This is a genomic window from Paracoccus sp. pheM1 (assembly GCF_018499825.1).
Lineage (GTDB): Bacteria > Pseudomonadota > Alphaproteobacteria > Rhodobacterales > Rhodobacteraceae > Paracoccus > Paracoccus versutus.
Genome location: NZ_JAGXCX010000003.1, coordinates 310,773 through 336,645, shown reverse-complemented (window position 1 = coordinate 336,645; position 25,873 = coordinate 310,773). Strand labels below are relative to the sequence as shown.

The following is a 25,873-nucleotide window of genomic DNA, read 5'->3' as shown; positions in this document are numbered from 1 at the left end:
GGAGTTCATGGACAAACGCATCCCCAACCTGGCCGAGGCGATCGCCGGCATCCCGGACGGCGCCACGGTGATGATCGGCGGCTTCGGCGGCTCGGGCGCGCCGATCGAGCTGATCCACGCGCTGATCGACCGCTATCTGGCCACCGGCAGCCCCAGGGACCTGACCGTCATCAACAACAATGCCGGCAACGGCCATGTCGGCATCGCGGCGATGATCGAGCAGGGCATGGTCCGCAAGATGGTCTGTTCCTTCCCGCGCTCGGCCGATCCGCGGGTCTTTACCGAGAAATACCTGGCCGGAGAGATCGCGCTGGACCTGGTGCCGCAGGGCACGCTGGCCGAGCGCATCCGTGCCGGCGGCGCCGGCATCCCGGCCTTCTACACGCCCACCAGCTATGGCACCGACCTGGCCCGCGGCAAGCCGGTGGCCGAGTTCGACGGCCGGCCCTATGTGCAGGAGCGCTGGCTCAAGGCCGATGTGGCGCTGATCAAGGCCGAGCTGGGCGACCATTACGGCAACCTGACCTATCGCATGGCGGCGCGGAACTTCTCGCCCCTGATGGCGATGGCGGCGGCGCGCACCATCGCGCAGGTGACGCGGGCGGTCGCGCCGGGCGGCATCGACCCCGAGCATGTGGTGACGCCGGGCATCTTCGTCTCTGGCATCGTCGAGATTGCGAACCCGGCGCAGGAAGAGGCGCTGAACCGCGCCGATGCGGCCTATCCCCCCGCCCGTCCCCAGGAGGTGCAGGCATGACCCGGAAACTGACCAACGCCCAGATCGCCTGGCGCGCGGCGCAGGACATCGCCGACGGCGCCTATGTGAACCTTGGCATCGGCTTTCCCGAGATGGTGGCCAAGTTCCAGCCTCCCGGCCGCCAGGCGGTGTTCCATACCGAGAACGGCGTCCTGGGCTTTGGCGAGGCCCCGCCCGCGGGCCAGGAGGACTGGGATCTGATCAACGCCGGCAAGAAGGCGATCACGCTGAAGCCCGGCGCGGCCTTCTTCCACCATGCCGACAGCTTCGCCATGGTGCGCGGCGGGCATCTGGACGTGGCGATCCTGGGCGCCTACCAGGTGGCGCAGAACGGCGACCTGGCGAACTGGTCCACCGGGCCCAAGGGCGTGCCGGCGGTCGGTGGCGCGATGGACCTGGTGCATGGCGCCAAGCGCGTCGCGGTCATCACCGACCATGTCACCAAGGACGGCAAGCCCAAGCTGCTGGAAGCCTGCACCCTGCCGCTGACCGGGGTGGGTTGCGTGACCCGCGTCTATACCTCGCTCGCCGTGGTGGACGTGCAGGACGGCCGTTTCGTGCTGCGCGAGAAGCTGCCGGCGATTCCCCTTGACGACCTGCAAGCCGTGACCGGCGCGCGGCTGCACCTGGACGGTGCGGTCGGCGACCTGGTCGTGCCGGAGCTGTGACATGACCGAAGTCTTCATCTGCGACTATATCCGCACGCCCATCGGCCGGTTCGGCGGCGCGCTGGCCTCGGTCCGCGCCGACGACCTGGGCGCGGTGCCGCTGCGCGCGCTGATGGCGCGTCATGCGGGGCTCGACTGGCAGGCGGTGGACGACGTGGTCTATGGCTGCGCCAACCAGGCGGGCGAGGACAACCGCAACGTCGCCCGCATGTCCTTGCTGCTGGCGGGCCTGCCGCTCGAGGTGCCGGGCACGACGATCAACCGGCTCTGCGGCTCGGGCATGGACGCGGTGCTGGTCGCCGCGCGCCAGATCGCTGCGGGCGAGGCCGGGCTGATGATCGCCGGCGGCGTCGAGTCGATGTCGCGCGCGCCCTTCGTGCTGCCCAAGGCGGAAACCGCCTTCAGCCGCCATGCCGAGGTCCACGACACCACCATCGGCTGGCGCTTCGTGAACCCGGCGATGCAGGCGGCCCATGGCACCGACTCGATGCCGCAGACCGGCCAGAACGTCGCCGACGACTACGGCATCTCGCGCGAGGCGCAGGACGCGATGGCGCTGGCCTCGCAAGCCAAGGCCGCGGCGGCCATCGCCAATGGCCGGCTGGCGTGCGAGATCGCGCCGGTGACGATCCCGCAGCGCAAGGGCGCGCCGGTGGTGGTCGATACCGACGAACACCCCCGCGCCACCACGGCCGAGGCGCTGGCCAAGCTGCGCCCGCTGTTCCCGAACGGCTCGGTCACGGCGGGCAATGCCTCGGGGGTGAACGACGGGGCGGCGGCGCTGATCCTGGCCTCGGAAGCGGCGGCGAAGAAGCACGGCTTGACGCCCATCGCCCGGGTGCTGGGCGGGGCGACGGCGGGCGTGCCGCCGCGCATCATGGGCATCGGCCCGGCGCCGGCGTCGCAGAAGCTGATGGCGCGGTTGGGTCTGACCCCGGCGGATTTCGACGTGATCGAGCTGAACGAGGCTTTCGCGGCCCAGGGCATCGCCACGCTGCGCCAGCTGGGCGTGGCCGACGACGACCCGCGGGTGAACCCGAACGGCGGCGCCATCGCGCTGGGGCATCCGCTGGGCATGTCCGGCGCCCGCATCACCGGCAGCGCGGCGCTGGAACTGGCGCTGAAAGGCGGGCGGCGGTCGCTTTCGACCATGTGCATCGGCGTGGGCCAAGGCATCGCCGTGGCGCTGGAGCGGTTCTAGGCCGCTGGCGGCGGCGGGGGCCTAGCAGGCTGCTGAAAAAGTCCTTGCGACAGGACAGCGCGGGCGGGGAACCGGGAAATCCGCCTCAAATTTGCCGAAAACACCCCATTTTCGGGCCGATATTAGCTGGATCCAGAACGATTTCCGCTGCGTCGCCCTCTCAAAATCCTTTTTCAGCAGCCTGCTAGTGCTTCCGCCGCGCGGCTAGAGCCGCCGGATGCAGCGAAAGCCCAGGTGCCCGGTGGTCATGTCCGTCTGCTGCGGATGGCGGGCGGCCGGGCGGTAGCGCTGGCAATAGTTCGGCGCGCAGAGATAGGAGCCGCCCTTGATGACCTTGGTCGCGGCGCCGCTGGCCTGCGGCTTGCGGCAGCAGCTGCGCGCGGGCTCGGCGCGGGGCGCGGCATAGTCGTCCACCGTCCATTCCCAGACATTGCCGATCATGTCGAAAAGCCCGTAGCCATTGGCCGGGAAACTGCCGACCGGAGAGGTGCGGGCGAAGCCGTCCTCGAGGTCGTTGACGAAGGGAAAGGCGCCCTGCCAGGTGTTCGCCATGTGCCGGCCGTTCGGCGTCAGGCTGTCGCCCCAGGCATATTCCGCGCCCGCGAGCCCGCCGCGCGCGGCGCATTCCCATTCCGCCTCGGTCGGCAGCGCCTTGCCGGCCCATTCGGCATAGGCCAGCGCGTCGGCCAGCGCGACATGCACCACCGGGTGATCCCCAAGCCCCGCAAGGTCGCTGGCCGGGCCGGCCGGGTGCTTCCAGCAGGCGCCGGGCACCAGCCGCCACCAGCTGGCCGGGCCTTTCGGCACCGTGCCGGGCAGCGGCGGGGTGAAGACCGCCGAGCAGGGCTCGACCATGCGGCCGGGGATCGAGGGATGCGGCTGCGGCCGCTCGGCCTGGGTGACATGGCCGGTCGCGGCGACGAAGCGGGCGAATGCGGCATTGGTGACCGGGTGGCGGTCGATGAGGAAGGCCCCGACCTCGGCCGGGCGGACGGGCCGCTCCTCGGGATAGAAGCGGTCCGAGCCCATCAGGAAGCGGCCGCCTGGGATGGGCGCCATGTCGCCGGGGTCGTGCTGGCGGGCCAGGGTCATGGCCGGTCCTTTCGATAAGGCCCAGGGGCGGCGATGCCCCTGGGCCGGATTGCATGGCCTCAGCGGGCGCCGGCCAGCTGCGGGCGCGGGAACAGGTATTCGGCCTCGTTGGAATAGACCATCTGCGGTGCCAGCCCCTCGTTCCAGTAGATGCCGAAGCGCTCCTGGCAATCCTGCCAGTCGGCCTTCAGCCCTGCCAGCCTTTCGGGCTGATCCGCCGCCAGGTCGCGATTCTCGGCCGGGTCGGCCTTGATGTCGAACAGCTCGAAATCGCCGGTGCCCCAGGGCGTGTTGCTATGCACCATCTTCCAGCCGTCCTTCCAGACCGAGACGCGGCCGAAAAGCTCGGTGCAGACCGGCTCGTCCTGCGGGCGGGCCGTCTCGGCCCGGCCCTCCAGCCAGGGCCGCAGCGAATGGCCGGTCATCGGCGCCAGCGCGATGCCGTCGCGCTGCGCGGGCGGCGTGGCGCCGGCCAGGTCCAAGAGCGTGGGCGCGATGTCGGTGACATGCACGAACTGGTCCAGCCGCGCGCCGGTCTTCCAGCCGGGATAGGAGATGAAGGCGGGCGAGCGGGTGCCGCCCTCGTAGGTATAGCCCTTGACCATGCGGAACGGCGTCTGGCTGACCGAGGCCCAGCTGGGACCATAGCCGAAATACGAGCCCTGCCTGCCCAGGTTCTCGAGCGAATTGTCGAAGGCGCGGTCGATCCATTCCCGGTTCAGCCCGCCCATGATGTTTTCGGGCAGCTGGCCCTCGGCGCCGTTGTCCGAGAAGAAGATGAAGATGGTGTCGTCGTATTCGCCCTTCTGCTTCAGGTGATCGACCAGGCGGCCGACGCTCTGGTCGACCTCGTGGATCATGGCGGCATAGACCTCCATCTTGCGGGCCTCGGTGGCGCGCTGCGCCGCGTCGAGCTCGCTCCAATGCGGCCACAGGTCGGGGGCGGTGTTGGGCTGCACATCCGGGCCGATCAGGCCCAGATCGCGCATCCGCGCCAGCCGTGCGTCGCGGATCGCGTCATAGCCGGCGTCGTATTTGCCCTTGAACAGCGCGATGGATGCGTCCGGGGCCTGCAAGGGCCAATGCGGCGCGGTATAGGCCAGATAGCCGAAGAAGGGCGCGTCGTCGGCGGCCGAATCGATCTGCTCGATCAGCTGCGCGGTGAAGTAATCCGTCGAATAGGTGAAATCCTCGCCCAGCTCGATCGGCTGGTCGTCGGCGGTATAGTTCGCCTTGGGCAGCGCCTCGATCATGCCGGTCTGGTCGAAATGATGCGCGCCGCCGTTCATCATGGCGAAGGAGCGCTGAAAGCCGCGGGCGTTCGGGCGCTGGCCCTCCTTGCCGCCCAGGTGCCATTTGCCCGAGATATAGGTGTGATAGCCGCTGTCGCGCAGCACCTCGGGAAAGCTGACGACCCGCTCGTTCAGATAGCCCTCGTAGCCGGGATGGCCGCGCTGCTCGTCAAGGATTTCCTCGGCCATGCTGCCCAGGCCCGCGACATGGTTGTCGGTGCCCGACATCAGCATGGACCGCGTCGGCGAACAGGTCGGCGCGACGTGGAAATTGGTCAGCTGCACGCCGTCCCCGACCAGCGCATCCAGGTTCGGCGTCGGGATTTCGCCGCCGAAGGCGCCCATATCCGAATAGCCCATGTCGTCGACGACGATCAGCACGATGTTGGGGCGGGCGTCCTGCGCCAGCGCCGGATGGGCGATGGCCAGCGTCGCCACGCTCAGCGCAAGGCGCGGCAAGGTGGCCAGTCTTTTCGGCTTCGTCATGTTCTTCCTCCTCCTCCTGTTCGCGAAGGAGCGACCCGGCAGGGCGGCGCCGCTGCTGCCGGCCTGTCTTTCCGGGTCTCCTCCCCCTCGGCAGGGTTAGCAAAGGCGGGCGGGGCACAGCATGACATGATCGGCGGGTAATATGCCGCGATGTTATATCAGGCCCCACGCGCCGTCCCGCGGCGCCCCCTGCCGGGGCGGGTTGCGGCATGCCGCCGGGCGCGTGCTTGCGGAACGCGCCCGGCGGCCGGGGCTCAGCGCGCCAGCACCTGGCGCAGCACGCGGGCCAGCTCCGCCTCGGGCTGCGCGACCAGGCCGGTCGTACGCCAGCAGACATGGTGGTCGGGGCGCACCAGCAGGCAGCCGTTGTCCTTGATTTCCGAGGCGCGGGCCCAGTCGCCGCTGTGATCGACATAGGTCTGGCGCGGGCCGATGACATGGGCGACCAGGTCGATGCCCAGGTCGCGCGCCACCTTGCCGGCCGCCTCGGCCCAGGCTTCGCCGCCCAGCCCGGTCAGCAGGGTGAAGCGGCCATGGCCGCACAGGTCCAGGGTCGAGACCTCGGCCCCGTCGTCGTGGCGATACAGCCAGGCATGCGGCAGGCGGGCGCCCGGCCAGGTCGTCGGCTGGTAATGCAGCTCGGGGTCGAGCTGGAAGTCCGGCTCCAGCTGGTCGTCGGTCACGATGGCGTCCGAGCGATAGCGCTGGTTCATCTCGACGCCATGCGCGTCGAATTCGTATTTCTTGAAGGCGATGGCCTTGCGGATCGCCTCGCGCTGCAGCTCGGCCGCGGGGGTGCCGTCGGTGCGGGCTTGCAGGTTCTTCTGCATCTGCACCGGGTCGACCCCCTCGGCCATGCCGAGCGCGGCAAAGATCGGGCCGGTCTCGGTGATGGACTGGTTGGCGCGGGTCACGATCCGCCTGGCCACCGGCGCGCGTTCGGCGTCATAGCTGTCCAGCAGCCGCTCGCCCGCCTGGCCCTTCAGCACCAGGGCCAGTTTCCAGGCCAGGTTGAACGCATCCTGGATCGAGGTGTTCGAGCCCAGCCCGTTCGACGGCGGATGCCGGTGGATCGCGTCGCCCATGCAGAACACCCGCCCGTTCGAGGTCCGGGTGGCGTAGAAGTTGTTCACCGTCCAGGTGTTGGCGGACAAAAGCTCGATCTTCAACTCGGGATCGCCGACCAGCTGGCGGGCGACGCCGGTGGCGAATTCCTCGGTCACTTCCGGTTCGGGACCGTTGATGTCATAGCCCCAGACGATCAGCCATTCGTTCCAGGGCCGCACCATGCGCACCAGCCCCATGCCGATGCCGCCGACATCGGCGCCGGGCTGCATCACCCAGTAAAGCACCGAGGGGCGGTGCGCGACGTATTTCGACAGGTCGGCCCGGAACAGGATGTTCATCGAGCCGCCCACGCCCATCCTGCCCTCGAAGGGCAGGCCGGCATGTTCGGCGACCAGCGACTTGCCGCCATCGGCGCCGACCAGGTATTTCGAGCGGATGGTGATCTCCTGCCCGGTCAGCCGGTCGCGGCAGGTGGTGGTGACGCCGGTCTCGTCCTGCTCGTGGCGCAGGTATTCGGTGGAAAGCCGCCCCTGCGTGCCGCGCGAACAGGCGGTCTTGAACAGCAGGGGCTCCATATAGGTCTGCGGCAGGTCGTTCATCCGGGTGGGCGAGGACATCAGGTGTTCGGCCTTGGACAGCGGATGGTTGCCCCAGGCCTTCAGCCGGCCGATCTCTTCCCCCGCCAGGCTTTCGCAGAAGATGTTCTCGCCCATCCGTTCCTGATGGGTGGCGAACATATAGGCCTCGTCCTCGACGTCGCGGCCAAGGTCGCGCAGCACCTCCATGGTGCGCTGGTTGGTGATATGGGCGCGGGGCGTGTTGGCCAGCCAGCGATAGCGGTTCACCGCCATGTTGGCGATGCCGTAGCTGGACAGCAGCGCGCCGGTGGCCGAGCCGGCCGGGCCGGTGCCGATGATCAGCACATCGGTGGTGATATCAGTCATTCGGGGTCTCTCCTCCCAGAGGGTTTCGTCGAAACGGGTGGCCGCGCGGGCGGCGGCTCAGCGGCCCGGCGCCTCGCCCGCCCAGGCGGCGGCCAGCAACCGGCGCAGGGCGTCGCGCTCGACCGGGCGCGGGTTCCAATAGGGGTTGCGGGTGGCGATCTCGGCGGCGCGGTCCAGGTCCGCCTCCTTCAGGCCCAGGTCGCGCAGCGCCAGCGGCGCGCCGCTTTCGCGGGCGAAGCGGTGCAGCGCCTGGCCGGGATCGGCATCGCCGAAGATCTCGGCCACCGGCGCCAGCAGCTCGGGCACAGCCTGCGCGTTATAGGCGATGGCATGGGGCAGGATCACGGCATGGGTCTCGGCATGCGGCAGGTCGAAGCTGCCGCCCAGCGTGTGGCAAAGCTTGTGATGCAGCGCCATGCCGACCTGGCCCAGCACCGAGCCGCAAAGCCAGGCGCCATAAAGCGTCTCGCCCCGCGCGGCCAGGTCGCCGGGCGCGGCGATGACGCGGGGCAGGGCGTCGCGAAAGGCGCGCAGCCCCTCGACCGCCATCAGCGAGGTCAGGGGCGAGCGGTCGCGGGCGTAAAGCCCCTCGGCGGCATGGGCCATGGCGTTGAGCGCGCTGGTCACGGTCATGGCCACCGGCAGGGTGGCGACCAGTTCGGCATCGTAGAGGATGACCTCGGGCTGCACGCGGCGGTCGGTGATGGTGGTCTTCAGCCCGTTTTCGGTCTGGCCCAGGATCGGCGTCGCCTCGCTGCCGGCATAGGTGGTGGGCACGACGATCTGCGGCAGGCCGGTGCGCAGCGCGATGGCCTTGCCGAGGCCGGTGGTCGAGCCGCCGCCCACCGCGACCAGCACGTCGGCGCCGATGCTGCGGGCATGTTCGGTCGCCTGTTCCGAGACCTCGACCGGGGTGTGCATGATCGCGCCGGTGAACCGGCCGGCCGCGCGGTCGCCGCAAAGCGCGGCGAACTCATCGGCCATCCCGGCCTGCTGCTGCGTCGTCAGGATCAGCGCGCGGCGGGCGCCGAGCGCGTCGATCTCGTCGGCGATGCTGTTGCGCAGGCCGCTGCCGAACCGCACGCGGACGGCCGGGCTTTGCGCGGTGAATTCCTCGCGGAAAAAGGACACTGGTTTTCCTCCCTCGATCCTGGTCCTGGGCAAGCTACACCGGCCAAAGACAGATATTGATCGGATGAACGGAACATAATATGATAATGAGTTATGAAAATTGACAGCGAACATCTGGAAATCCTGGCGGTGATCGTCGAGAAGGGCGGGCTGACCGAGGGGGCCGAGGCGCTTGGCAAGTCGCAGCCCTCGGTCTCGCGCAGCATGGCGCTGCTGGAAAAGCGCATCGGCATGCCGCTGTTCCAGCCCGGCCGCCGCCCGCTGCGCCCGACCGAGCTGGGGCTGAGCCTGGCGCGGTTCGGCGCCCGCATCCGCGCTGCCAACCAGGAGGCCAGCCTGCTGGTCCAGCGCTTCCGCAAGGGCCATGCCGGGCGGCTGCGGGTCGGCGGCTCGCCGATCTTCATGGACGGGGTGGTCTCGACCATGATCGCGGATTTCCAGATGCGCCACCCCGAGGTGCAGATCGACCAGTCCTATGGCTATGTCGATACGCTGGAGGCGTCCTTGCGCAATGGCGCGCTGGACATGGCGATCCTGCCCCTGCATCCCAGCCAGGTGCCGCCGGGGCTGAGCTTCACCCCGGTCCTGCCCAGCCGCAACGTGGTCGCGGCCCGCGCCGGCCATCCGCTGACCCGGCGCAAGGCCATCGCCCAGGCCGACCTGGCCCCCTATACCTGGATCGCGCCGCCGGCCAACAGCCCGCTTTACCGCGACCTGGAGCGGGCGCTGAAATCCATCGGGCAAGAGCATTTCAACGTCAGCTTCTCGGGCGGCACGCTGGCCTCGATCCAGTCGGTGATGGCGGGTTCCGACGCGCTGACCGTGCTGCCCTATTCGGTGGTGTTCCTGTCGCGCCGCAGCGTGCCGATGGAGGCGTTGCCGCTGCGCATCGACCACCCCGAGCGGCAGCTGGGCCTGCTGATGCCCGAGAACCGCCCCGGCCCGCCGGCCATGCGCCAGCTGATCGCCTTCCTGACCGAGGAATTCGCCCGGCTGACCGCGCGGATGGAACACGACCAGCAGGTGACGCGGAGGCGCGGCTGAGGGTCTATTTCAGCGCCAGATAGGTCTCGGGGTCCAGCATGCCCACCCGCACCGCGACATCGAGGCCGCTGGCCTGTTCCAGCATCTGCCGCATGGTCCCGGCGACGGCGCGGATCCGTTCCGGCGTGCGTCCGCTGCGCGGCAGGATCAGCAGCTCGGCATTCACCTGCGGCTGGTCGGGCAGGCCCACCACCGGCAGGGCGGCGATCTGGCAGGCGCTGGCCTCGACCGCCAGCCCGTCGCACAGCAGGTCGCGCAGCCGGGGCAGCGCGTCCTCGATGGCGCCGCGGCAGGCGGTAAGGCGGGTTTCGTCGATATAGATCTTGACGTTGGGCATGATCGGCTCAGGCAGGGACAAGGATGAAGTCGAAGGGCGAGCGCCAGAGGGTGTCGCCGTCGATACGCTGGAAGGGGGCGATCAGGGTCTCCTTGACGCCGAAGACGGTATCGTCGGCGATATAGTCGTCCTCGGCGACGAAGGTATGGGTGACGACGCGCTGATAGCCCGGCGCCGTCACCATGTAATGCATATGCGCCGGCCGATAGGGATGGCGGCCCAGCTTGCCCAGCATCTGCCCGACCGGCCCGTCGTCGGGGATCGGATAGCTGACCGGCTTGATGCCGACAAAGCTGTAGCGCCCGTCCGGCCCGGTGACGAAGCGGCCGCGATTGTTCCATTTCGGCTGGATGCCCGGCTGCTGCACGTCATAGAAGCCGTCGGCATTGTCGGACCAGACATCGACGGTCGCGCCCTCGACGGGATTGCCGTCCAGATCCAGCACCCGGCCTTCGAACAGGCAGCTTTCGCCCTTGCCGTCCAGGCTGATGCATGCGCCCATCTCGCGGATCGGCGCGCCCTCGACATGGAAAGGGCCGAAGACGGTGTTTTCCGTCGCGCCCTCGGGGCGGCGGTTGTTGATCGCATCGACCAGCATGGAGAAGCCCAGCACGTCCGAGAGCAGGATGAACTCCTGCCGCTCGCCCGAGCAGATCTGGCCGGTGCGGGTCAGGAAGTCGATGCCGATCTCCCATTCCTCCTGGGTCAGGGCGATTTCCTTGGCGAAGGCGTGCAGGTGCTTGACCAGGCAGGCCATCACCTGCCGCAGCCGCGGGTCGATGTCCTCGGCCATGCGGGCGTTCACCGCCTCGACCGAGCCTGCTTCGGTGAAATAGGACATGATGCTTTCCTTTCTTGAATCTCAGGGCCGGAGGGCCGGTGCAGGGTCGGGGGCGCGGTGGCCCAGCGGCAGAAGCTCCAGCCCGGTGCGCCCGGACAGGCTGCCCCAGATGCCACGCCGGGCGAACAGCATGACCGCGATGCCGAACAGGCCCAGCACGATCAGATAGGCGCTGCCGTAATCCGACAGCAGCCGCTCCAGCGCATAGAACACCACCACGCCGACGATGGGGCCGGGCAGGGTGCCGATGCCGCCGATCACCACCACGAACAGCACGAAGGCGGTCCAGTCCAACAGCGAGAAGGCCGCGTCCGGGGTGATGCGGGTGATCTGGATGAACAGCAGCCCGCCGCAAAGGCCGGTGCCGAAGGCGGTCAGCAGAAAGACCAGCGCCTTGAGCCGCACCGGATCGACGCCCACCGAACGCGCGGCCATGGCATTGTCGCGGATCGCCTGCAATCCCAGCCCCATGCGCGAGCGCAGGAAGGCCCAGGACACGCCCAGCGTCACCAGCACCAGCCCCAAGGCCAGCCAGTAAAGCACGATGTCGCTGGCCGCCGCGCTGGAGACGCCCAGCCATTCCTTGACCGGCCCGACGCCCAGCATGTCGCGCGTCGTGCCCTTGGGCAGCGAGGTGCCGGTGCCGCCGCCAAGCGCCTTCCACTGGCCCAGGCCCAGACGGGCGATCTCGGCCGCGACCCAGGTGCCGATGGCGAAATAGGCGCCGTTCAGGCGAAAGACGAAACAGGCCACCGGCACGGCCAGCGCCATGGCGACCAGCCCGCCCAGCAGTACGCCGGCCAGCGGGTCCAGCCCGAACAGGATGACGGCGGCGAACATGGTATAGGCGCCGATGCCGACGAAGGCCTGCTGCCCGACCGAGACCAGCCCGGCAAAGCCCGCCAGCATGTTCCAGTTCAGCGCCAGCACCAGCAGGCAGAGGATGCCGAACAGATCCTGCACCACGGCGCGCGGGCCGATCAGCGGCACCAGCGCCAGGGCGGCTGCGGCAAGGACGGCGAGCGCCAGGGGGCGATATGCGGGAAAGGTGGTTTTCATCATGGCGCCCTTTCAGTCGATGGCTCGGGGGAACAGCCCGCGCGGGCGGACCATCAGGATCAGCACGAAGGCGACATGCCCGGCCAGGATCTGCCATTCCGGGTTGACCGCCGCGCCCATGGTCTGGGCAAGGCCGATGACCACGCCTCCGGCCAGCGTGCCCCAGAGGCTGCCCAGCCCGCCGATGATCACCGCCTCGAAGGCATAGAGCAATCGCGCCGGCCCGATGGAAGGGTCGAAATTCGCCCGCGTGCCCAGGTAGAGCGCGGCGATGGCGGCGACGACCAGGGCGATGCCGGTGGCCATGGCGAAGATGCGCTGCGGCCGGATGCCCATCAGCTGCGCCGTCACCGCATCGTCCGAGGTGGCGCGGAAGGCGCGTCCCAGCGCGGTGCGGTAGAACAGCAGGTTCAGCCCCAGGATGACCGCGACCGCCGTGGCCAGCGTCATCACCGGCATCACGCCCATATGCACCGGCCCGACCGTGACCGAGGCGGATTCGACCGGCCCCGCCGCCAGCTTGCGGCTGTCGGCGGTAAAGGCGGCAAGCAGCCCGTTCTGGATCACCACCGAAAGCCCGAAAGTGACCAGCAGCGGCGGCAGGATGTCCTCGCCCAGCACGCGGTTCAGCAGGCTGGTCTGCAAGAGCCATCCCAGGCCGAACATCAGCGGCATGGCGATCAGCGTCGCGACAAAGGGGTTCATGCCCGTCACCGTGCCCAGGCCGAGGATCAGATAGGCGCCCAGCACGATCAGGTCGCCATGCGCCAGGTTCACCAGCCGCATGATGCCGAAGACCAGGCTGAGCCCGGCGGCGAAAAGCGCGTATAGCCCGCCCAGCAGCAGGCCCTGCACGATTGTATCCAGCGAAAACATCAGTGGGTCGCTCCGAAATAGGCGTCGTGGATCGCGTCGCGCGACAGCTCGGCCGGCCGGCCGGACAGGGTGATGCGGCCCTCCATCATGCAATGCACGTAATCGGCCACCTTCAGCGCCTGGCTCACGTCCTGCTCGATCACCACGATCGAGGCGCCGCTGGCGCGGATCTCGGGGAAGGCGGCATAGATCTCGCGGATCACCACCGGCGCGAGGCCGAGGCTCAGCTCGTCGCACAGCAGCACGCGCGGGTTGGACATCAGCGCCCGGCCGATGGCGACCATCTGCTGCTGGCCGCCCGACAGCGCCGTGCCGGGATGGTCGCGCCGCTCGCGCAGGACGGGGAACAGGCGATAGACGCTTTCCAGGTTCCAGTGCCCCTGGATGCGGCGCGCATGGGCGCCGATCAGCAGGTTCTCCTCGACGCTGAGCGAGGGGAAGAGCCGCCGCCCCTCGGGAACCATGGCGATGCCGGCCATCAGGATGTCGGGCGCCGGGGTGCCGGTGATGTCGCGCCCGTCCAGCCGGACGCGGCCGGCGCTGATGCGGGCGATGCCGGTGATCGCCCGCATCAGGGTGGTCTTGCCGGCGCCGTTGGCGCCGATGATGGCCACGACCTCGCCCTGCTCCAGCGCCACGTCGACGCCGAACAGCGCCTGGAAATCGCCGTAATGCGCGGTCAGGCTGGAAACCGACAGGATGGGTTCGCTCATACCTCGGCCCCCAGGTAGATCTCGCGCACCTCGGCCGAGTTCATCACCGTTTTGACGTCGCCGACCATCAGCAGCCGGCCGAAATTCAGCACGATCAGCCGGCCGACCACGCTGTTCAGCGCATGCAGCACATGCTCGATCCAGACGATGGCGGTGCCCTCGGCATGGATGGCGCGGATGGTGGCGACCAGCTCGACGCATTCGGCATCGGTCAGCCCGCCGGCGATCTCGTCGAGCAGCAGCACCCGCGGCCGCGTCGCCATGGCGCGCGCCAGCTCCAGCCGCTTGCGGCTGAGCAGCGGCAGGCCGCCGGCGGGACTGTCGGCCACGCCGGCCAGCCCGGTGCGGCGCAGGATCTCCATGCAGAACCCCGGCGCCTCGGCCGCCGCAAGCCCGCCGCCGAAGCGCGCCGCGACCAGCAGGTTTTCATAGACCGACAGGTGGCCGAAGGGCTGCGGGATCTGGAACGAACGGCCGATGCCCGCCGCGCAGCGCGCCATGACCGAATCGCCGCTGATATCGCGCCCGTCCAGCAGGATCTGCCCGGAATCCGGCCGCAGGTTGCCGGTGATCAGGTTGAACAGCGTCGATTTCCCGGCGCCGTTGGGGCCGATGATGCCAAGCGCCTCGCCCGGTTGCAGGTCGAAGCTGACATCGTCGGTGACTTTCAGCGCGCCGAAGCTTTTCGACACGGATTGCAGCGAAAGCAGCGCCATCACGCCAAGGTCCGAATGCTGTCGCCCAGCGGGATCTCGGGCGCCAGCGCGTTCTCGACGATCACCAGATCGAAGCCGCCGTCCTGCTTGCGGCGCCATTGCCCGCCGACCAGCGGCGTCTTGGCGACGTTCCTGCGGGCGAATTCGGGCACGTTCTGCTGCCCCCAGGCGACGCGGCCGACTACGGTCTGCAGGTCGGTGGCGGCGATGGCCTCGGCCAGCGCATCGCCGTCGGTCGGGTCGTCCGTGCGGCGGATGGCGTCCGCGGCGACCTCGAACAGCGCATGGACGAAGCCGGCGGGCTGGGTCCATTGCCGCTTGGCCGCGGTTTCGAAATCGGCGGCCAGCTCGCCCGCGCTTTGCCCGGTCAGGGACGAGCGGAACGGGTGCTGCGGCGACCACCAGACCTCGCAGGTCAGGTTGTCGCCCAGCTCGCCAAGCGCGGCGATGCTTTCGGGAAACAGCAGCGCCTTGGCGACCGAGACCAGCTTGGGCCGGTAGCCCTGCTGGCGGGCCTGGGTCCAGAAGGTGGTGAAATCCGGCGGGATCGGGATGCCGACCAGGATCTCGGCCTGCGCCTGCTTGAAGGCGTTGATCTGGGCGCTGAAATCGTCGGTCAGGTTCTGGTAGCGGCCCGGATCGGTCAGCCGATAGCCGGCCTCGGCCAGCGCGGGCGGCATGCCCACGTCCGAGGACCAGGCATTGCCGTCGCTGTCGTTGGGCCAGAGCGCGCCGACGGACTTGTTGGTCTGAACGGCGTCCCACATGTTCATGAAGACGCGGACATTGTCCTCGAGCCCCCAGAAGAAGTGATAGACATAGTCGAATTCCTGCCAGCTTTCCGGGTCGGCCGGGTTGCCCTGCTGGCCGATGAACCAGGGCTGCCAGGGCGCCACGGTCGAGATCACCGGGATCTCCTCGGATTCCGCCACGCTGCACACCGGGTTGGTGGTCTCGGGGGTCGATGCCACCAGGATCAGGTTCACCTCGTCGCGGCTGATCAGTTCGCGCGCCACCTCGGCGGCGCGGTTGGGGTTGGACTGGCTGTCCTTGACGATGACCTCGACGTCCAGGCCAAGGCCGGGCGCGGCGGCCAGGAACTGCCTGACGGTGAAGGCGTCCGAGGCCGAAAAGGCCGAAAGCGGCCCGGTCTGCGGGCTGACATAGCCGATCCTGATCGCCTTGCGCTGCGCCAGCGCCGGGCGCCCCAGCCCCAGCCCCGCCAGCGCCGCGCCCGAGGCGATGAATGTCCGTCTGTTGAGCATTGCCTAACCTCCCATGATCCGCCGCATCCCGTCGCGGTGGCGCGGCCCTCCTCTGGCCGGCGCCTGCGGCAAGCGTCCTGAGGCAGCACTCTATCTTGGGGAAGGCGGCCATATCATCGCATGGTCGCGCAGAAATATACCCTTGGGTTATATCCATGCGGGTTGCATCCGCGCGCGGGGCGGCACCGATCCCGCCGATTATTGCGGCGAAGATCCGGCCCGGCCTTTCCGCGACGCGGCAAGAAGCGCCGCCCCGCCGGGGGACGGCGCTGCAAGGCATTCACCTTGGCCGGGGCCTGCATGGGACGGGTCGGCGGGGGGCGACCCGTCCCGGCGGTCACAGATACATGTGCCGGATCGTGTCGTCCCGCAGCATCTCGGCGCGGGTGCCGCTGACCGCGATCCGGCCGCGCACCAGCAGATAGCCGCGGTCCGAGATCGACAGCGCGGTCTCGGCATTCTGCTCGATCAGCAATACGGTCTTGCCCTCGGCATGGATGCGGACCACGGTCTCGAAATATTCGTCGATCAGCTTGGGCGACAGGCCCAGCGAGGGCTCGTCCATCACCAGCATCTCGGGATCGCCGATCAGCGCCCGCGCCAGCGCCACCATGGCCTGTTCGCCCCCGGACATGGTGTTGGCCTGCTGGTTCATCCGCTCGCGGATGCGCGGAAACATGTCGTGGATCAGCTCCAGCCGGGTCTCGAAGGGGATGGCGCAGCCCGAGGCGTCGTAGCCGAGCTTCAGGTTCTCGCGCACGGTCAGGGTCGGAAACAGCCGCCGCCCCTCGGGGACGAAGCCGACGCCGAGCGCGGCCAGCCTTTCGGTGCCCAGCCGGGCGATGTCGCGGCCCATCATCCGCACCGCGCCGCCGTCCAGCGGCAAAAGCCCGGTCAGCGCCTTGAAGGTGGTGGACTTGCCGGCGCCGTTCGGGCCGAGCAGGCAGACCAGTTCGCCCTTGCCGATGGTCATGCTGACCCCGCGCAGCATGGCGACGGGACCATAGGAGGTGCTGACGTTGCTGAGTTCAAGCATGTTCGACCGCCTTCTGTCCCAGATAGGCTTGCTGCACGCGGGGAAGCTGGCGCACGGTGGCGAAATCTCCCTCGGCGATCTTCTTGCCATAGTCGATCACCACGACATTGTCGGGCAATTCGGCGACCAGCCGCATGTCGTGCTCGATGATCAGGAAGGACAGGCCGGGATTGTCGGCCATGACCCGGCGGATATCGGCCATCAGCGCCGCCGTGTCGCGGTCGTCCATGCCGGACGAGGGCTCGTCCAGCAGGATCAGCTTCGGATGCGAGGCCAGCGCCCTGGCGATCTCCAGCCGGCGCCGGTCGGCCTGCGGCAGGATGCCGGCGGGCTGGTAGCGGCGGGCGAAAAGCTCGTCCGAGATGCCGCGCAGGATCGTCTCGGCCTCGGTGGCGCAGGCCTCCAGCTCGCGCCGGGACTTCGCCGGGCGCAGCAGCGCGGTCAGCACGCCGGTGCGGGTGCGGCCATGCATGCCGATGATGACATTGTCGAGGATCGACAGGTCCTCGAACAGGCGCGAGGACTGGAAGGTGCGGGCGATGCCGCGCGCGGCGATCCTGTGGGCGGGCAGGCCGGTGATCGGGTCGCCCTGCAAGGCCACGGTGCCCGAGGTCGGGCGGTAGATCCCGGTAATCAGGTTGAACAGCGTGGATTTCCCCGCCCCGTTCGGGCCGATGATGCAGGTGATGGTCGAGGGGGCGACGGTCAGGTCGACGGCATCGACGGCGACGAGGCCGCCGAAGCGGATGCCGAGCCCGCTCAGTTTCAGCAGCGGCGTGGTCATCACTGGCCTCCGTAATGGCGCTGGCGTTGCGGGAACAGCCCCTTGGGGCGCAGGATCAGGAACAGGATCACCACGACCGAGACGAACAGCAGGCGGTAGTCGGAAAACACCCGCAGCTTTTCGGGCAGCATGGTCAGCAGGAAGGCGCCCAGGATCACCCCCAGCGTGTTGTCCATGCCGCCGACGATCACCATGGTCATGATCGTGACCGAGACCAGGAAGGTGAAGTTGTCGGGCGAGATATACGAGATGTAGAAGGCATAGATCGTGCCGGCGAAGGCGGCCAGGAAGGCGTCCACGCCGAAGGCCAGGATCTTGTACCAGACCACGTTGATGCCCTGGCATTTCGCCGCCAGCTCGTCGGCGCGGATCGCGTTCCAGGCCAGGCCCACGCGGCTTTCGTGCAGCCGCTTGGCCGACAGGATCGCCAGCCCCAGCAGCGCCGCCGAGAGATAGTAGAAATTCGCCTGCGACGGCAGCCGGAAGCCGAAAAGCTCGATGGGCCGCATGAAGGAATGGCCCAGCAGGCTGGGCGCCGGGATGCCGACCAGGCCGTTCGGGCCGCCGGTCCAGCTGAGGTTGTTCAGCATCTGGTGGATGACGATGCCGAAGGCGATCGTCACCAGCGCCAGGTAGCTGTCGCGCGTGCGCATCGACGGGATGCCCAGCAGGAAGCCGAAGACGGTGGCGACGATGGCGGCGGCGGGCAGCGTCGCCCAGAAGCTCCAGCCGAGATGGATCGCCAGCAGCGCCGAGGTATAGGCGCCGATGCCATAGGTCGCGCCGGTGGCGAAGTTCGGGATATTGGCCGAGCCGAGCTGGAAGTTCAGCGCCAGGGCCAGCACCGAATAAAGCAGCGAGACGATCAGCAGGTGCAGCGCATAGGTGTTGCCGCCCAGGAAGAACGGATAGATCAGCACGATGGCGACGGCCAGCGCCGTGGCCAGCCCGCGCGCGTCGTGGAAGGCGGCGACGATCACCTCCTCGATCTGCGGGCGATACTGCATCGCGGCGAACAGCGCGCCCATCACCGCCAGCAGCGCCACCACCAGCGGCGTCGATTCCGCCAGCAGAAAGGCGCCCAGCAGGATCGCGCCGCCGATCTCGGTCGCGGCGACGATCAGGCTGGCGGGCAGGGTCGTGCGGCTGTGGATATTGGTCAGGGTCGTGGACATCGGCTCAGACCTTTTCGAAGACGGGCTTGCCCAGCAGGCCCGAGGGCCGCAGGCACAGCATCAGGATGACGAGCAGGAAGGCGAAGACGAGGCGGTATGAGGCGCCGTCGGCGATATTCGCCTGCACGATGCTTTCGATCCCGGCGATGGCCAGCGCGCCGAGGATCGCCCCGGTCATCGAACCCAGCCCGCCGATCACCGCGGCGGAAAAGCCGATCAGCCCCAGCTGCACGCCGAAGTCGAATCGCACCACCCCGGCATGGCTGGCAAAGAACAGCGCCCCCAGCGCCCCCGCCGCCGAGGCGAGGAAGAAGGTGAAGGCGAAGATGCGCGAGGGCGTGATCCCCATCAGCCGCGCGGTCGCCGCATCCTCGGCCACGGCGCGGATGCGGGTGCCGATGCGCGTCTTCTGCATCAGCCCATACATCAGCGCCACGACCAGCACGGTCGTGCCGACGATCAGCACCGGCTGGGCGGGCAGGCGCAGCGGGCCGATCTCCAGGAAGCCCTGGGCGATGGCCGGGAACGCCTTGGGGTTCGAGCCCTGCGGATAGAAGCCCCGGATCAGCTCGCGGATCACCGTGCCCAGGGCCACGGTGGCCACCAACGCCATCATCGCCGGCGAGCGGCGAAAGCGCGAGATCACCAGCTTGTCCGCGCCGATGCCGATCAGCCCCGTGACCAGGATCGCGATGGCCAGCGCCGCCAGGATCGGCAGGACGCCCATGGCGCCTCCGGTGATGCCGAAGATCGCCTGCAGGCTGCCAAGCGCCACGAAGGGGGCGATCATCGACACGTCGCCATGCGAGAAATGGATGACGTTGAGCAGCCCGAAGAGCAGGCTGAACCCCAGCGCCACCAGCGCGTAAATACTTCCCAGAACCAGCCAGTTAAGCAGGTGCTGGAGGATCAGACTTTCCATGTCGTCCTCCCGTGTTGATGCGTTGGATCGGTTTTTCCGACGAAGATGACGGCGGGATCGCCCGTCAGGCAAATGAAATGCTGGGCCGGATGCTTCGTATTTTTTGAGGCACTGGTTCAGTTAATGCGACTTCTCAGCCGGGCGGAAATCGGTCGATGTTCGGGGTGCGACAACAAGCCGCGAGGCCGGCAGACCAGCGCCCGGCAAGGGTGCCCGGCCGGGCAACGCGGCAGATCCCAACGCAAACGCGACCGCGGAAACTTCCGCTTCGACAGGAGAGGTCCATGGCTTTCATCCCCACCACCCGCCGCGCCGTTCTGGCCGGTCTCGTGCTTTCGACGGCGGTCTTCGCCGCCCCCGCCTTCGCCGAGAAGGCCAAGATCAAGATCGGCTTCATGGGCCCGCTGTCGGGCGGCAACGCCCAGCAGGGCCTGGGCGCCCGGAACGGCTTCCTGCTGGCCATCGAGCAAGCGAATGCCGACCCGGCCGGCCAATACGAGATCGAGCCGGTGGTGCTGGACGACGCCTCGGACCCGCAGACCGGCGTCGGCGCGGCGATGAAGCTGGTGAACGATCCCGACGTGGTGGCCGCGACCGGGCACTGGAACTCGCCCGTGGCGCTGGCGACCATGCCGGTCTTTGCCCGCTTCCAGACGCCGCTGGTGATCTGGGGCGCGATCTCGCCGGCGATCACCGAACAGAACCTGCCCGAGGTGACGCGCGTCACCCCGACGCTTCTGACCGAGAACCAGCCGCTTGCGGAATGGATGGTCAAGGAACTGGGCGCCAAGCGCATCGCCGTCATCGCCGACACCTCGGACTACGGCAAGTCGAATGCCGAGGCGATTGCCGAATTCGTCCCCGCGGCGGGCGGCGAGGTGGTCTCGACCGACCTGCTGCCGGTGGGCTCGACCGATTTCCGCACCGTCCTGACCTCGCTGAAGGGCAAGCAGGTCGATGCGGTCTATTTCGGCGGCGTCATCACCGAGGCCGGCATCCTGGCCCGGCAGATGAAGGAGGTGGGGCTCGACAAGCCGATGCTGGGCATCTCGGGCTTCTACGACCCGGAATTCATCGCGGTGGCCGGCGACGCGGCCGCGAACACCATCGTCTCCTATCCGGTGGCCTCGCAGACGCCGAAGCTGGCCAGGATGGAGGCCGACTACCAGGCCAGGGGCTTTGCCGAGCCGATGAGCCCCTATACGAAATACGCCTTCGACGCCGCGAACATCATCATCCAGGCGATCAACGAGGCCGGGGTCGAGGACAAGGCCGGGCTGGCCGAGGCGATCCGCGCCATCCAGCATGACGGCGCCACCGGCCAGATCACCTTCGACGCCAATGGCCAGACCCAGACCCCGATCGCCATCGAGCTCAAGACCGTCAAGGACGGCGCCTGGACCACCTATGCCAAGTCCTGACGCCCGCTGACCGACCCATCCCCGCCGGCCGATCCCGCCCCTGCGCGCCCGCTCGCAAGGGACGGGAGAGGTCTGCCCGATCCGCCGAGGGCCCGCGCGCCCGGCCCAATCCCATCCGCCGAAAGGCCAATCCCGAGGAAATCATGCTAAGAACCGGAGAACAGTATCGCGACTCAATCCGCGACGGCCGCCGCGTCTGGATCAATGGCGAGCGCGTGCAGGACATCACCCGGCACCCGATGTTCAAGCCGCTGGTCGACATTCGCGCGCATATCTACGACATGGCCCATGCCGAGGCCACGCGCGACCTGATGAGCTACGAGGAGAACGGCGAGCGTTTCTCGGTCGGTCTCAAGCTGCCCTTTACCCGCGAGGACTGGCGCGCCAAGCGCGCCGCCACCAATGCGGTGCTGGAAGAGGTCGGCGGCATCGTCACCCGCGTCGGCGACGAGACGGCGGGCGAGATGTGGTCGCTCTTCGACGGCCAGGACATCCTGAACGAGGTGGACCCGCGCTTTTCGGAGAACATCCGCAACCACATCCACCGCGTCATCATGACCGACCCCTTCCACGTCTCGGCCAATACCGATCCCAAGGGGGACCGCTCCAAGCGGCCGCAGGACCAGGACCCGGACATGCTGCTGCATGTGGTCAGGGAAACCGACGCCGGCATCGTCGTGCGCGGCGCGAAATACGAGACCGCCGCCGCCTATGCCAACCAGGCCTTCACCAAGCCGACCATCGCCAACTGGGGCAACGAGGCGATGTCGGATTACGCGGTGGGCTTCGTGTGCGACTTTTCCTCGCCCAACCTGCGCTTCATCGCCCGCACCGGCTTTGCCGGCCGCGCGCCGGCCAGGGACTATCCGCTGTCGAACCGCTTCGACGAGGTCGAGACGCTGGTGATCTACGACGACGTGCTGATCCCGTGGGAAAACGTGCTGTTCTACCAGCACACCAAGGCCGCGACCTTCATCCGCGCGACGCTGCACCGCTATTCCGCCTTCGCCTTCGTGCAGCGCAACCTGAAGCTTGCCGACCTGCTGATCGGTGCGGCGCTGTGGAACGTGCGCCAGACCGGGCTGGAGCATCAGCCGGCGGTGCAGGAGAAGCTGGCGACGCTGGCCTGCTATCGCGAGGGGATCAACGCCCACCTGACCGCGGCCATCGCCGAGGCCGAGGAAAGCCCCGGCGGGCTCTTGATGCCGAACCAGTCGCTGCTGATGACCGGCCGCGTGCTGGCCTGTTCGCAGCTGCATCACATGATGCACCTGGCGCGCGAGCTTTGCGGCGGCCAGATCTGCATCACCCCGGACGCCGCCTGCTTCGACGACCCCGAGACCGCGCCCTGGCTCGACAAGTTCTACACCCTGAACGAGAACTGGGGCAGCGAGGATCGCCGCAAGCTGCTGGCCTATGCGCGCGACCTGCTGAACTCGGACTATGCCGGCCACCGGCTGACCTTCCAGCTTTTCGCGCAATCCCCGCCCTTCGCCCATCTGGCTGCGGTCTATCGCAACTTCGACTGGAACGAGGCGCTGCGCTTCACCCACAAATCCGCGGGCCTGTCCGATCAGGTCTGGGGCACGAAACACTGACCGACCGGAGCAGAAACCATGACCATCCATCACCGCATCCGCCCCTTCAACACCAGGGAGACCTATCCCGAGCAGAAGCTGGACAACGACCTGAGCCAGGGCGTCGTCGCCCGCGGCACCATGGTCTTCCTGCGCGGCCAGGTTTCGCAGGACCTGGAGACCCGCGAATGCCTGCATGTCGGCGACCCGGCGATGCAGACCCGCAAGACCATGGAAAACATCCGGATGCTGCTGGAAGAAGCGGGATCGCGGATGGAGCATATCTGCCGCATCGTCGTCTATGTGACCGACATCCGCTATCGCGAGGCGGTCTATCAGGAAATGGGCCGGCACCTGCAGGGCGTGCATCCCTGCTCGACCGGGATCGTGGTTCCGGCGCTGGCCCGGCCCGAATGGGTGGTCGAGATCGAGGCCACCGCCGTCATCCCCGACGCATGAGGCCGGCATGACCTTCTCGATCTCTGCCCGCTGCCCCGAGACCGGCATGTTCGGCATCGCCGTCTCCTCCTCCTCGCCCTGCGTGGCGGCGCGCTGCGCCCATGCGCGGGCGGGCGTGGGGGTGGTCGCGACCCAGAACGTCACCGACCCGAGCCTGGGGCCCAAGGGGCTGGACCTGATGGCGCAGGGGCTTTCGGCGGCCGAGGCGCTGGAGCGGCTGGTGGCCGGGGCGCCGCATGTCGAATATCGCCAGCTGGCGCTGGTCGATGCGGCGGGCCGCACCGCCGGGCGTTCCGGCGCCCGGACGCTGGGCACGCATGGCATCGCCCATGGCGAGGGCGTGGCGGCGGCGGGCAACCTGCTTTGCTCGGCCGGGATCCCGCAGAAGATGGTCGATGCCTTCATGGCGGCCAGGGGCCGGCACCTGGGCGACCGGCTGCTGGCGGGCATGCGCGCCTCGGTCGCCGCCGGCGGCGAAGAGGGGCCGGTGCATTCCATGGGCATGCTGATCGTGGACAAGGTCAGCTGGCCCATCGCCGACCTGCGCATCGACTGGAGCGAGGGCGATCCCATCGAGGATTGCGCCGCCCTGTGGGAACGCTGGCGGCTTGAGATGGACGCCTATGTGACCCGCGCACTGAACCCCGACGCCGCGCCGAGCTATGGCGTGCCCGGCGACGAATGATCCCCCCGACGCGGGGGCGGCCCGTTCCGCCCCCGGTCCTTGCGACAAGGATTTCCATGACCGCGATCCCCTCGACCGTCGACATCCTGCGCCGGCTGGTTGCCTATGAGACGTTGTCCCGCCGCCCGAACCTCGACCTGCTGGATTATGTCGAGGGGCTGCTGGTGCCGGCGGGCGCGCGCGTCGAACGCTTCGCCCATGCCGATGGCAGCCGCGCCAATCTCTGGGCGACCATCGGTCCCGAGGGGCCGGGGGGCGTGGTGCTGTCGGGCCATACCGACGTGGTGCCGGTGGCCGGCCAGGACTGGAGCGTCGATCCCTTTGCCCTGTCCGAGCGGGACGGGCGCTATTACGGGCGCGGCACGGCGGACATGAAGGGTTTCGTCGCCGCCGCGGTCCATGCCGCGATTCATGCCGCCAGTCGCGACCTGCGCAGGCCGCTGCACCTGGCGCTGTCCTATGACGAGGAGATCGGCTGCATGGGCGTGCGCGGCATGATCGAGGCGCTGGCCGCGCGTCCCGACCGTCCGGCGCTTTGCATCGTGGGCGAGCCGACCGGCATGCGCATCGCCACCGGCCACAAGGGCAAGCTCGCCTGCCGCGCCTGCTGCCATGGCCGCGAGGGCCACTCGGCGCTGGCCCCGAACGCGCTGAACGCCTTGCACCTGGGCGCGGCCTTCATCGCCAGCCTTCAGGCCCGGCAGCAGGAACTGGTCCGAGCCGGCGCCCGCGACCCGGCCTATGACATTCCCTTTTCCACCATCCATGCCGGCCTCATGCAGGGCGGCACGGCGCTGAACATCGTGCCGAACCGCTGCGAGATCGACTTCGAGATCCGCAACATCGTCGCCGACGACCCCGCCGCGATCCTGGCCGCCATCGCCGGCGACGCCGAGGCCATTGCCGCCCCGCATCGTGCCCGCTTCCCCGAGGCGCGGATCGAGATCGAGACGGTCTCGGCCTATCCGGGCCTTGATGCCCCCGAGGACGCGCCCGCGGTCCGGCTGCTGCGCCGCATCACCGGCCAGGACGGGCCGGCGATCAAGGTCGCCTTCGGGACCGAAGGCGGGCTGTTCCATCAGGGCCTGGGCATGTCCACGGCGATCTGCGGGCCGGGCTTCATGGAACAGGGCCACAAGCCCGACGAATTCATTGCCGCCGAACAGCTGTCGGCCTGCGACCGGATGCTGTCGCGCCTGCTCGACGCGCTGGAGGCGCCGGCGGCCTGACCCAAGAACCAGCTTCCCTTTCGGCGGGCCAGCACGGAAAGAATGTTGCCACTTTGCGCGCATGACAGGGGACGAAGACGATGCGATTCACGCTCAGGCAACTCAGCTATTTCATCGCGGCGGGCGAGACGCTGTCGGTCACGAAGGCCGCCGAGCAGGTCAATATCTCGCAGCCCTCGATCTCGGCCGCCATCGCGCATCTGGAGACCGAGCTGAACGTGCAGCTTTTCGTGCGCCATCACGCGCAGGGCCTGTCGCTGACCCCCGCGGGCACCCGGCTGCTGCGCGCGGCCAAGGAATCCCTGCGCGCCGCCTCGGAGCTTTACGACGTGGCCAGCGACGTGAACGACCATGTCGCGGGGACGCTGAATGTCGGCACCTTCTTCACCTTCGCGCCGCTGATCGCGCCGGAACTCTGGACCGGCTTCTCGGGCCGCTACGAGGCGGTGCAGATGACCATGACCGAGGGCAGCGAGGTCGATCTCTTGGAAAAGCTGCGGCTGGCGCGGATCGACCTGGCGCTGACCTATGACCTGAACCTGCCGCCGGATGTCTCGTTCATCGAGCTGGCGCGGCTCAGGACCTATGTCATCGTCGGGGCCGGGCATCGCATGGCGGGGCGCCGGTCGATCCGGCTGGCCGAGCTGATCGACGACCCCTTCGTCCTGCTGGACCCGCCGCTGACGCGCGACTACTTCCTGGGCATGTTCCGCAAGATCGGCGGCACCCCCCGGATCGTGATGGAGACCTCGTCCACCGCCTCGCTGCGTTCCTATGTCGCGGCGGGCATCGGCTACAGCATGATGACCGTCCGGCCTGCCAACCGCCACGCCGAGAACGGGCTGCCGCTGGTCTATCTGCCGATCGAGGACGTCTCGCAATCCATCGCCTTCGGCATCGCCTCCCTGACCGAGCTGCGCCGGTCGCGCGCGGCCGAGGCCTTTGTCGACTATTGCCGCGAGGTGATCCGCGACGGCGCCCTGCCGGGCATGCTGCCGGCCGGGCAGACCGAATGCGGCCCCGATCATCCGGCCCATCAATCTTCCTGAGGCAGAGCTGCGGAAAACACGATTTTGGCCCGACGGCAAAAGCCGG

General features: G+C 68.5%; 25 protein-coding genes. 10 read left to right on the top strand and 15 right to left on the bottom strand.

Annotated features, from left to right (window positions below; all coding sequences use genetic code 11):
* The first annotated feature begins 7 nt into the window (after positions 1-7).
* The 3 genes from KF941_RS24385 to pcaF are packed head-to-tail and all read left to right on the top strand — an operon-like array spanning position 8 to position 2,626.
* A complete protein-coding gene (locus KF941_RS24385; protein ID WP_214274833.1) occupies positions 8-757 on the top strand; it encodes a 3-oxoacid CoA-transferase subunit A in 750 nt (249 codons plus the stop codon).
* Positions 754-1,425, top strand: coding sequence for a 3-oxoacid CoA-transferase subunit B (locus KF941_RS24380; protein ID WP_214274832.1), 672 nt, complete (start codon positions 754-756; stop codon positions 1,423-1,425). The genes KF941_RS24385 and KF941_RS24380 overlap by 4 nt, the downstream gene beginning before the upstream one ends.
* A 1-nt stretch (position 1,426) precedes the next feature.
* Positions 1,427-2,626: a 3-oxoadipyl-CoA thiolase gene (gene pcaF / locus KF941_RS24375; RefSeq protein ID WP_214274831.1), complete on the top strand. Its 1,200-nt coding sequence runs from the start codon at positions 1,427-1,429 to the stop codon at positions 2,624-2,626.
* Between the two features lie 204 nt (positions 2,627-2,830).
* Here the strand turns inward: pcaF and KF941_RS24370 are convergent, their stop codons facing one another.
* The 4 genes from KF941_RS24370 to KF941_RS24355 all read right to left on the bottom strand — a co-directional run bounded on the left by KF941_RS24370 (position 2,831) and on the right by KF941_RS24355 (position 8,639).
* Positions 2,831-3,718, bottom strand: a complete 888-nt coding sequence (locus tag KF941_RS24370; protein WP_214274830.1) for a formylglycine-generating enzyme family protein — start codon at positions 3,716-3,718, stop codon at positions 2,831-2,833.
* Between the two features lie 59 nt (positions 3,719-3,777).
* Positions 3,778-5,496 (bottom strand): arylsulfatase, encoded by a 1,719-nt coding sequence (locus tag KF941_RS24365; protein WP_214274829.1) that lies wholly within the window; start codon positions 5,494-5,496, stop codon positions 3,778-3,780.
* Positions 5,497-5,750: 254 nt separating this feature from the next.
* Complete coding sequence (locus KF941_RS24360; protein WP_214274828.1) at positions 5,751-7,508, bottom strand: FAD-dependent monooxygenase; 1,758 nt, start codon at positions 7,506-7,508, stop codon at positions 5,751-5,753.
* A 57-nt stretch (positions 7,509-7,565) separates the two neighbouring features.
* Entirely contained in the window at positions 7,566-8,639 is a 1,074-nt protein-coding gene (locus KF941_RS24355; protein WP_214274827.1) for a maleylacetate reductase, read from the bottom strand.
* Positions 8,640-8,732: 93 nt separating this feature from the next.
* On the opposite strand from KF941_RS24355, the gene KF941_RS24350 reads away from it, so the two are divergent.
* Entirely contained in the window at positions 8,733-9,683 is a 951-nt protein-coding gene (locus KF941_RS24350; RefSeq protein ID WP_214274826.1) for a LysR family transcriptional regulator, read from the top strand.
* Positions 9,684-9,687: 4 nt separating this feature from the next.
* Here KF941_RS24350 and KF941_RS24345 read toward each other — a convergent pair whose 3' ends face one another.
* From KF941_RS24345 to KF941_RS24295, 11 genes are all read right to left on the bottom strand, one after another.
* Complete coding sequence (locus tag KF941_RS24345) at positions 9,688-10,020, bottom strand: hypothetical protein (RefSeq protein WP_214274825.1); 333 nt, start codon at positions 10,018-10,020, stop codon at positions 9,688-9,690.
* A gap of 7 nt (positions 10,021-10,027) precedes the next feature.
* Positions 10,028-10,861: an intradiol ring-cleavage dioxygenase gene (locus tag KF941_RS24340; protein ID WP_036754448.1), complete on the bottom strand. Its 834-nt coding sequence runs from the start codon at positions 10,859-10,861 to the stop codon at positions 10,028-10,030.
* 21 nt (positions 10,862-10,882) lie between these two features.
* Positions 10,883-11,923 (bottom strand): branched-chain amino acid ABC transporter permease, encoded by a 1,041-nt coding sequence (locus KF941_RS24335; RefSeq protein WP_214274824.1) that lies wholly within the window; start codon positions 11,921-11,923, stop codon positions 10,883-10,885.
* A gap of 9 nt (positions 11,924-11,932) precedes the next feature.
* Positions 11,933-12,796 carry a branched-chain amino acid ABC transporter permease gene (locus KF941_RS24330; protein ID WP_214274823.1) on the bottom strand — a complete coding sequence of 288 codons (864 nt, stop codon included), beginning with the start codon at positions 12,794-12,796 and terminating at the stop codon, positions 11,933-11,935.
* Positions 12,796-13,509, bottom strand: a complete 714-nt coding sequence (locus tag KF941_RS24325; protein ID WP_214274822.1) for an ABC transporter ATP-binding protein — start codon at positions 13,507-13,509, stop codon at positions 12,796-12,798. Before KF941_RS24325 ends, KF941_RS24330 begins: the two co-directional genes overlap by 1 nt.
* Positions 13,506-14,225 carry an ABC transporter ATP-binding protein gene (locus KF941_RS24320; RefSeq protein ID WP_240540612.1) on the bottom strand — a complete coding sequence of 240 codons (720 nt, stop codon included), beginning with the start codon at positions 14,223-14,225 and terminating at the stop codon, positions 13,506-13,508. The genes KF941_RS24325 and KF941_RS24320 overlap by 4 nt, the downstream gene beginning before the upstream one ends.
* Positions 14,225-15,490 carry an ABC transporter substrate-binding protein gene (locus KF941_RS24315; protein ID WP_072461232.1) on the bottom strand — a complete coding sequence of 422 codons (1,266 nt, stop codon included), beginning with the start codon at positions 15,488-15,490 and terminating at the stop codon, positions 14,225-14,227. The genes KF941_RS24320 and KF941_RS24315 overlap by 1 nt, the downstream gene beginning before the upstream one ends.
* Before the next feature lie 337 nt (positions 15,491-15,827).
* The gene (locus tag KF941_RS24310) at positions 15,828-16,526 is read right to left on the bottom strand and encodes an ABC transporter ATP-binding protein (protein WP_114534763.1); all 699 of its coding nucleotides are present in this window, start codon (positions 16,524-16,526) and stop codon (positions 15,828-15,830) included.
* On the bottom strand, positions 16,519-17,310 hold the full coding sequence (locus tag KF941_RS24305; protein ID WP_214274820.1) for an ABC transporter ATP-binding protein: 792 nt from the start codon (positions 17,308-17,310) through the stop codon (positions 16,519-16,521). Before KF941_RS24305 ends, KF941_RS24310 begins: the two co-directional genes overlap by 8 nt.
* A complete protein-coding gene (locus tag KF941_RS24300; protein ID WP_214274819.1) occupies positions 17,310-18,485 on the bottom strand; it encodes a branched-chain amino acid ABC transporter permease in 1,176 nt (391 codons plus the stop codon). The genes KF941_RS24305 and KF941_RS24300 overlap by 1 nt, the downstream gene beginning before the upstream one ends.
* Before the next feature lie 4 nt (positions 18,486-18,489).
* Positions 18,490-19,407 carry a branched-chain amino acid ABC transporter permease gene (locus KF941_RS24295; RefSeq protein WP_214274818.1) on the bottom strand — a complete coding sequence of 306 codons (918 nt, stop codon included), beginning with the start codon at positions 19,405-19,407 and terminating at the stop codon, positions 18,490-18,492.
* Positions 19,408-19,691: 284 nt separating this feature from the next.
* Between KF941_RS24295 and KF941_RS24290 the strand changes: the two genes are divergently transcribed.
* From KF941_RS24290 to KF941_RS24265, 6 genes are all read left to right on the top strand, one after another.
* Positions 19,692-20,828: a branched-chain amino acid ABC transporter substrate-binding protein gene (locus KF941_RS24290; RefSeq protein ID WP_214274817.1), complete on the top strand. Its 1,137-nt coding sequence runs from the start codon at positions 19,692-19,694 to the stop codon at positions 20,826-20,828.
* Between the two features lie 143 nt (positions 20,829-20,971).
* Entirely contained in the window at positions 20,972-22,426 is a 1,455-nt protein-coding gene (locus KF941_RS24285; RefSeq protein ID WP_036754420.1) for a 4-hydroxyphenylacetate 3-hydroxylase family protein, read from the top strand.
* An 18-nt stretch (positions 22,427-22,444) separates the two neighbouring features.
* A complete protein-coding gene (locus tag KF941_RS24280; RefSeq protein ID WP_036754417.1) occupies positions 22,445-22,864 on the top strand; it encodes a RidA family protein in 420 nt (139 codons plus the stop codon).
* Positions 22,865-22,871: 7 nt separating this feature from the next.
* Positions 22,872-23,549: a DUF1028 domain-containing protein gene (locus KF941_RS24275; RefSeq protein WP_072461236.1), complete on the top strand. Its 678-nt coding sequence runs from the start codon at positions 22,872-22,874 to the stop codon at positions 23,547-23,549.
* A gap of 56 nt (positions 23,550-23,605) precedes the next feature.
* Positions 23,606-24,778 (top strand): acetylornithine deacetylase, encoded by a 1,173-nt coding sequence (gene argE, locus KF941_RS24270; RefSeq protein ID WP_214274816.1) that lies wholly within the window; start codon positions 23,606-23,608, stop codon positions 24,776-24,778.
* A gap of 80 nt (positions 24,779-24,858) precedes the next feature.
* Positions 24,859-25,827, top strand: coding sequence for a LysR family transcriptional regulator (locus KF941_RS24265; protein WP_114534756.1), 969 nt, complete (start codon positions 24,859-24,861; stop codon positions 25,825-25,827).
* Positions 25,828-25,873: the final 46 nt, after the last annotated feature.

Excerpts from the sequence above, each read along its gene's own strand:
- KF941_RS24310 (WP_114534763.1), bottom strand. The coding sequence starts at position 16,526 with ATGCTTGAACTCAGCAACGTCAGCACCTCCTATGGTCCCGTCGCCATG.
- KF941_RS24285 (WP_036754420.1), top strand. The coding sequence starts at position 20,972 with ATGCTAAGAACCGGAGAACAGTATCGCGACTCAATCCGCGACGGCCGC.
- KF941_RS24350 (WP_214274826.1), top strand. The coding sequence starts at position 8,733 with ATGAAAATTGACAGCGAACATCTGGAAATCCTGGCGGTGATCGTCGAG.
- KF941_RS24275 (WP_072461236.1), top strand. The coding sequence starts at position 22,872 with ATGACCTTCTCGATCTCTGCCCGCTGCCCCGAGACCGGCATGTTCGGC.
- KF941_RS24340 (WP_036754448.1), bottom strand. The coding sequence starts at position 10,861 with ATGTCCTATTTCACCGAAGCAGGCTCGGTCGAGGCGGTGAACGCCCGC.
- KF941_RS24295 (WP_214274818.1), bottom strand. The coding sequence starts at position 19,407 with ATGGAAAGTCTGATCCTCCAGCACCTGCTTAACTGGCTGGTTCTGGGA.
- KF941_RS24265 (WP_114534756.1), top strand. The coding sequence starts at position 24,859 with ATGCGATTCACGCTCAGGCAACTCAGCTATTTCATCGCGGCGGGCGAG.
- KF941_RS24370 (WP_214274830.1), bottom strand. The coding sequence starts at position 3,718 with ATGACCCTGGCCCGCCAGCACGACCCCGGCGACATGGCGCCCATCCCA.
- argE (WP_214274816.1), top strand. The coding sequence starts at position 23,606 with ATGACCGCGATCCCCTCGACCGTCGACATCCTGCGCCGGCTGGTTGCC.
- KF941_RS24360 (WP_214274828.1), bottom strand. The coding sequence starts at position 7,508 with ATGACTGATATCACCACCGATGTGCTGATCATCGGCACCGGCCCGGCC.
- KF941_RS24365 (WP_214274829.1), bottom strand. The coding sequence starts at position 5,496 with ATGACGAAGCCGAAAAGACTGGCCACCTTGCCGCGCCTTGCGCTGAGC.
- KF941_RS24380 (WP_214274832.1), top strand. The coding sequence starts at position 754 with ATGACCCGGAAACTGACCAACGCCCAGATCGCCTGGCGCGCGGCGCAG.
- KF941_RS24385 (WP_214274833.1), top strand. The coding sequence starts at position 8 with ATGGACAAACGCATCCCCAACCTGGCCGAGGCGATCGCCGGCATCCCG.
- KF941_RS24290 (WP_214274817.1), top strand. The coding sequence starts at position 19,692 with ATGGCTTTCATCCCCACCACCCGCCGCGCCGTTCTGGCCGGTCTCGTG.
- KF941_RS24325 (WP_214274822.1), bottom strand. The coding sequence starts at position 13,509 with ATGAGCGAACCCATCCTGTCGGTTTCCAGCCTGACCGCGCATTACGGC.
- KF941_RS24345 (WP_214274825.1), bottom strand. The coding sequence starts at position 10,020 with ATGCCCAACGTCAAGATCTATATCGACGAAACCCGCCTTACCGCCTGC.
- KF941_RS24300 (WP_214274819.1), bottom strand. The coding sequence starts at position 18,485 with ATGTCCACGACCCTGACCAATATCCACAGCCGCACGACCCTGCCCGCC.
- KF941_RS24305 (WP_214274820.1), bottom strand. The coding sequence starts at position 17,310 with ATGACCACGCCGCTGCTGAAACTGAGCGGGCTCGGCATCCGCTTCGGC.
- KF941_RS24330 (WP_214274823.1), bottom strand. The coding sequence starts at position 12,796 with ATGTTTTCGCTGGATACAATCGTGCAGGGCCTGCTGCTGGGCGGGCTA.
- KF941_RS24320 (WP_240540612.1), bottom strand. The coding sequence starts at position 14,225 with ATGGCGCTGCTTTCGCTGCAATCCGTGTCGAAAAGCTTCGGCGCGCTG.
- KF941_RS24335 (WP_214274824.1), bottom strand. The coding sequence starts at position 11,923 with ATGATGAAAACCACCTTTCCCGCATATCGCCCCCTGGCGCTCGCCGTC.
- pcaF (WP_214274831.1), top strand. The coding sequence starts at position 1,427 with ATGACCGAAGTCTTCATCTGCGACTATATCCGCACGCCCATCGGCCGG.
- KF941_RS24280 (WP_036754417.1), top strand. The coding sequence starts at position 22,445 with ATGACCATCCATCACCGCATCCGCCCCTTCAACACCAGGGAGACCTAT.
- KF941_RS24315 (WP_072461232.1), bottom strand. The coding sequence starts at position 15,490 with ATGCTCAACAGACGGACATTCATCGCCTCGGGCGCGGCGCTGGCGGGG.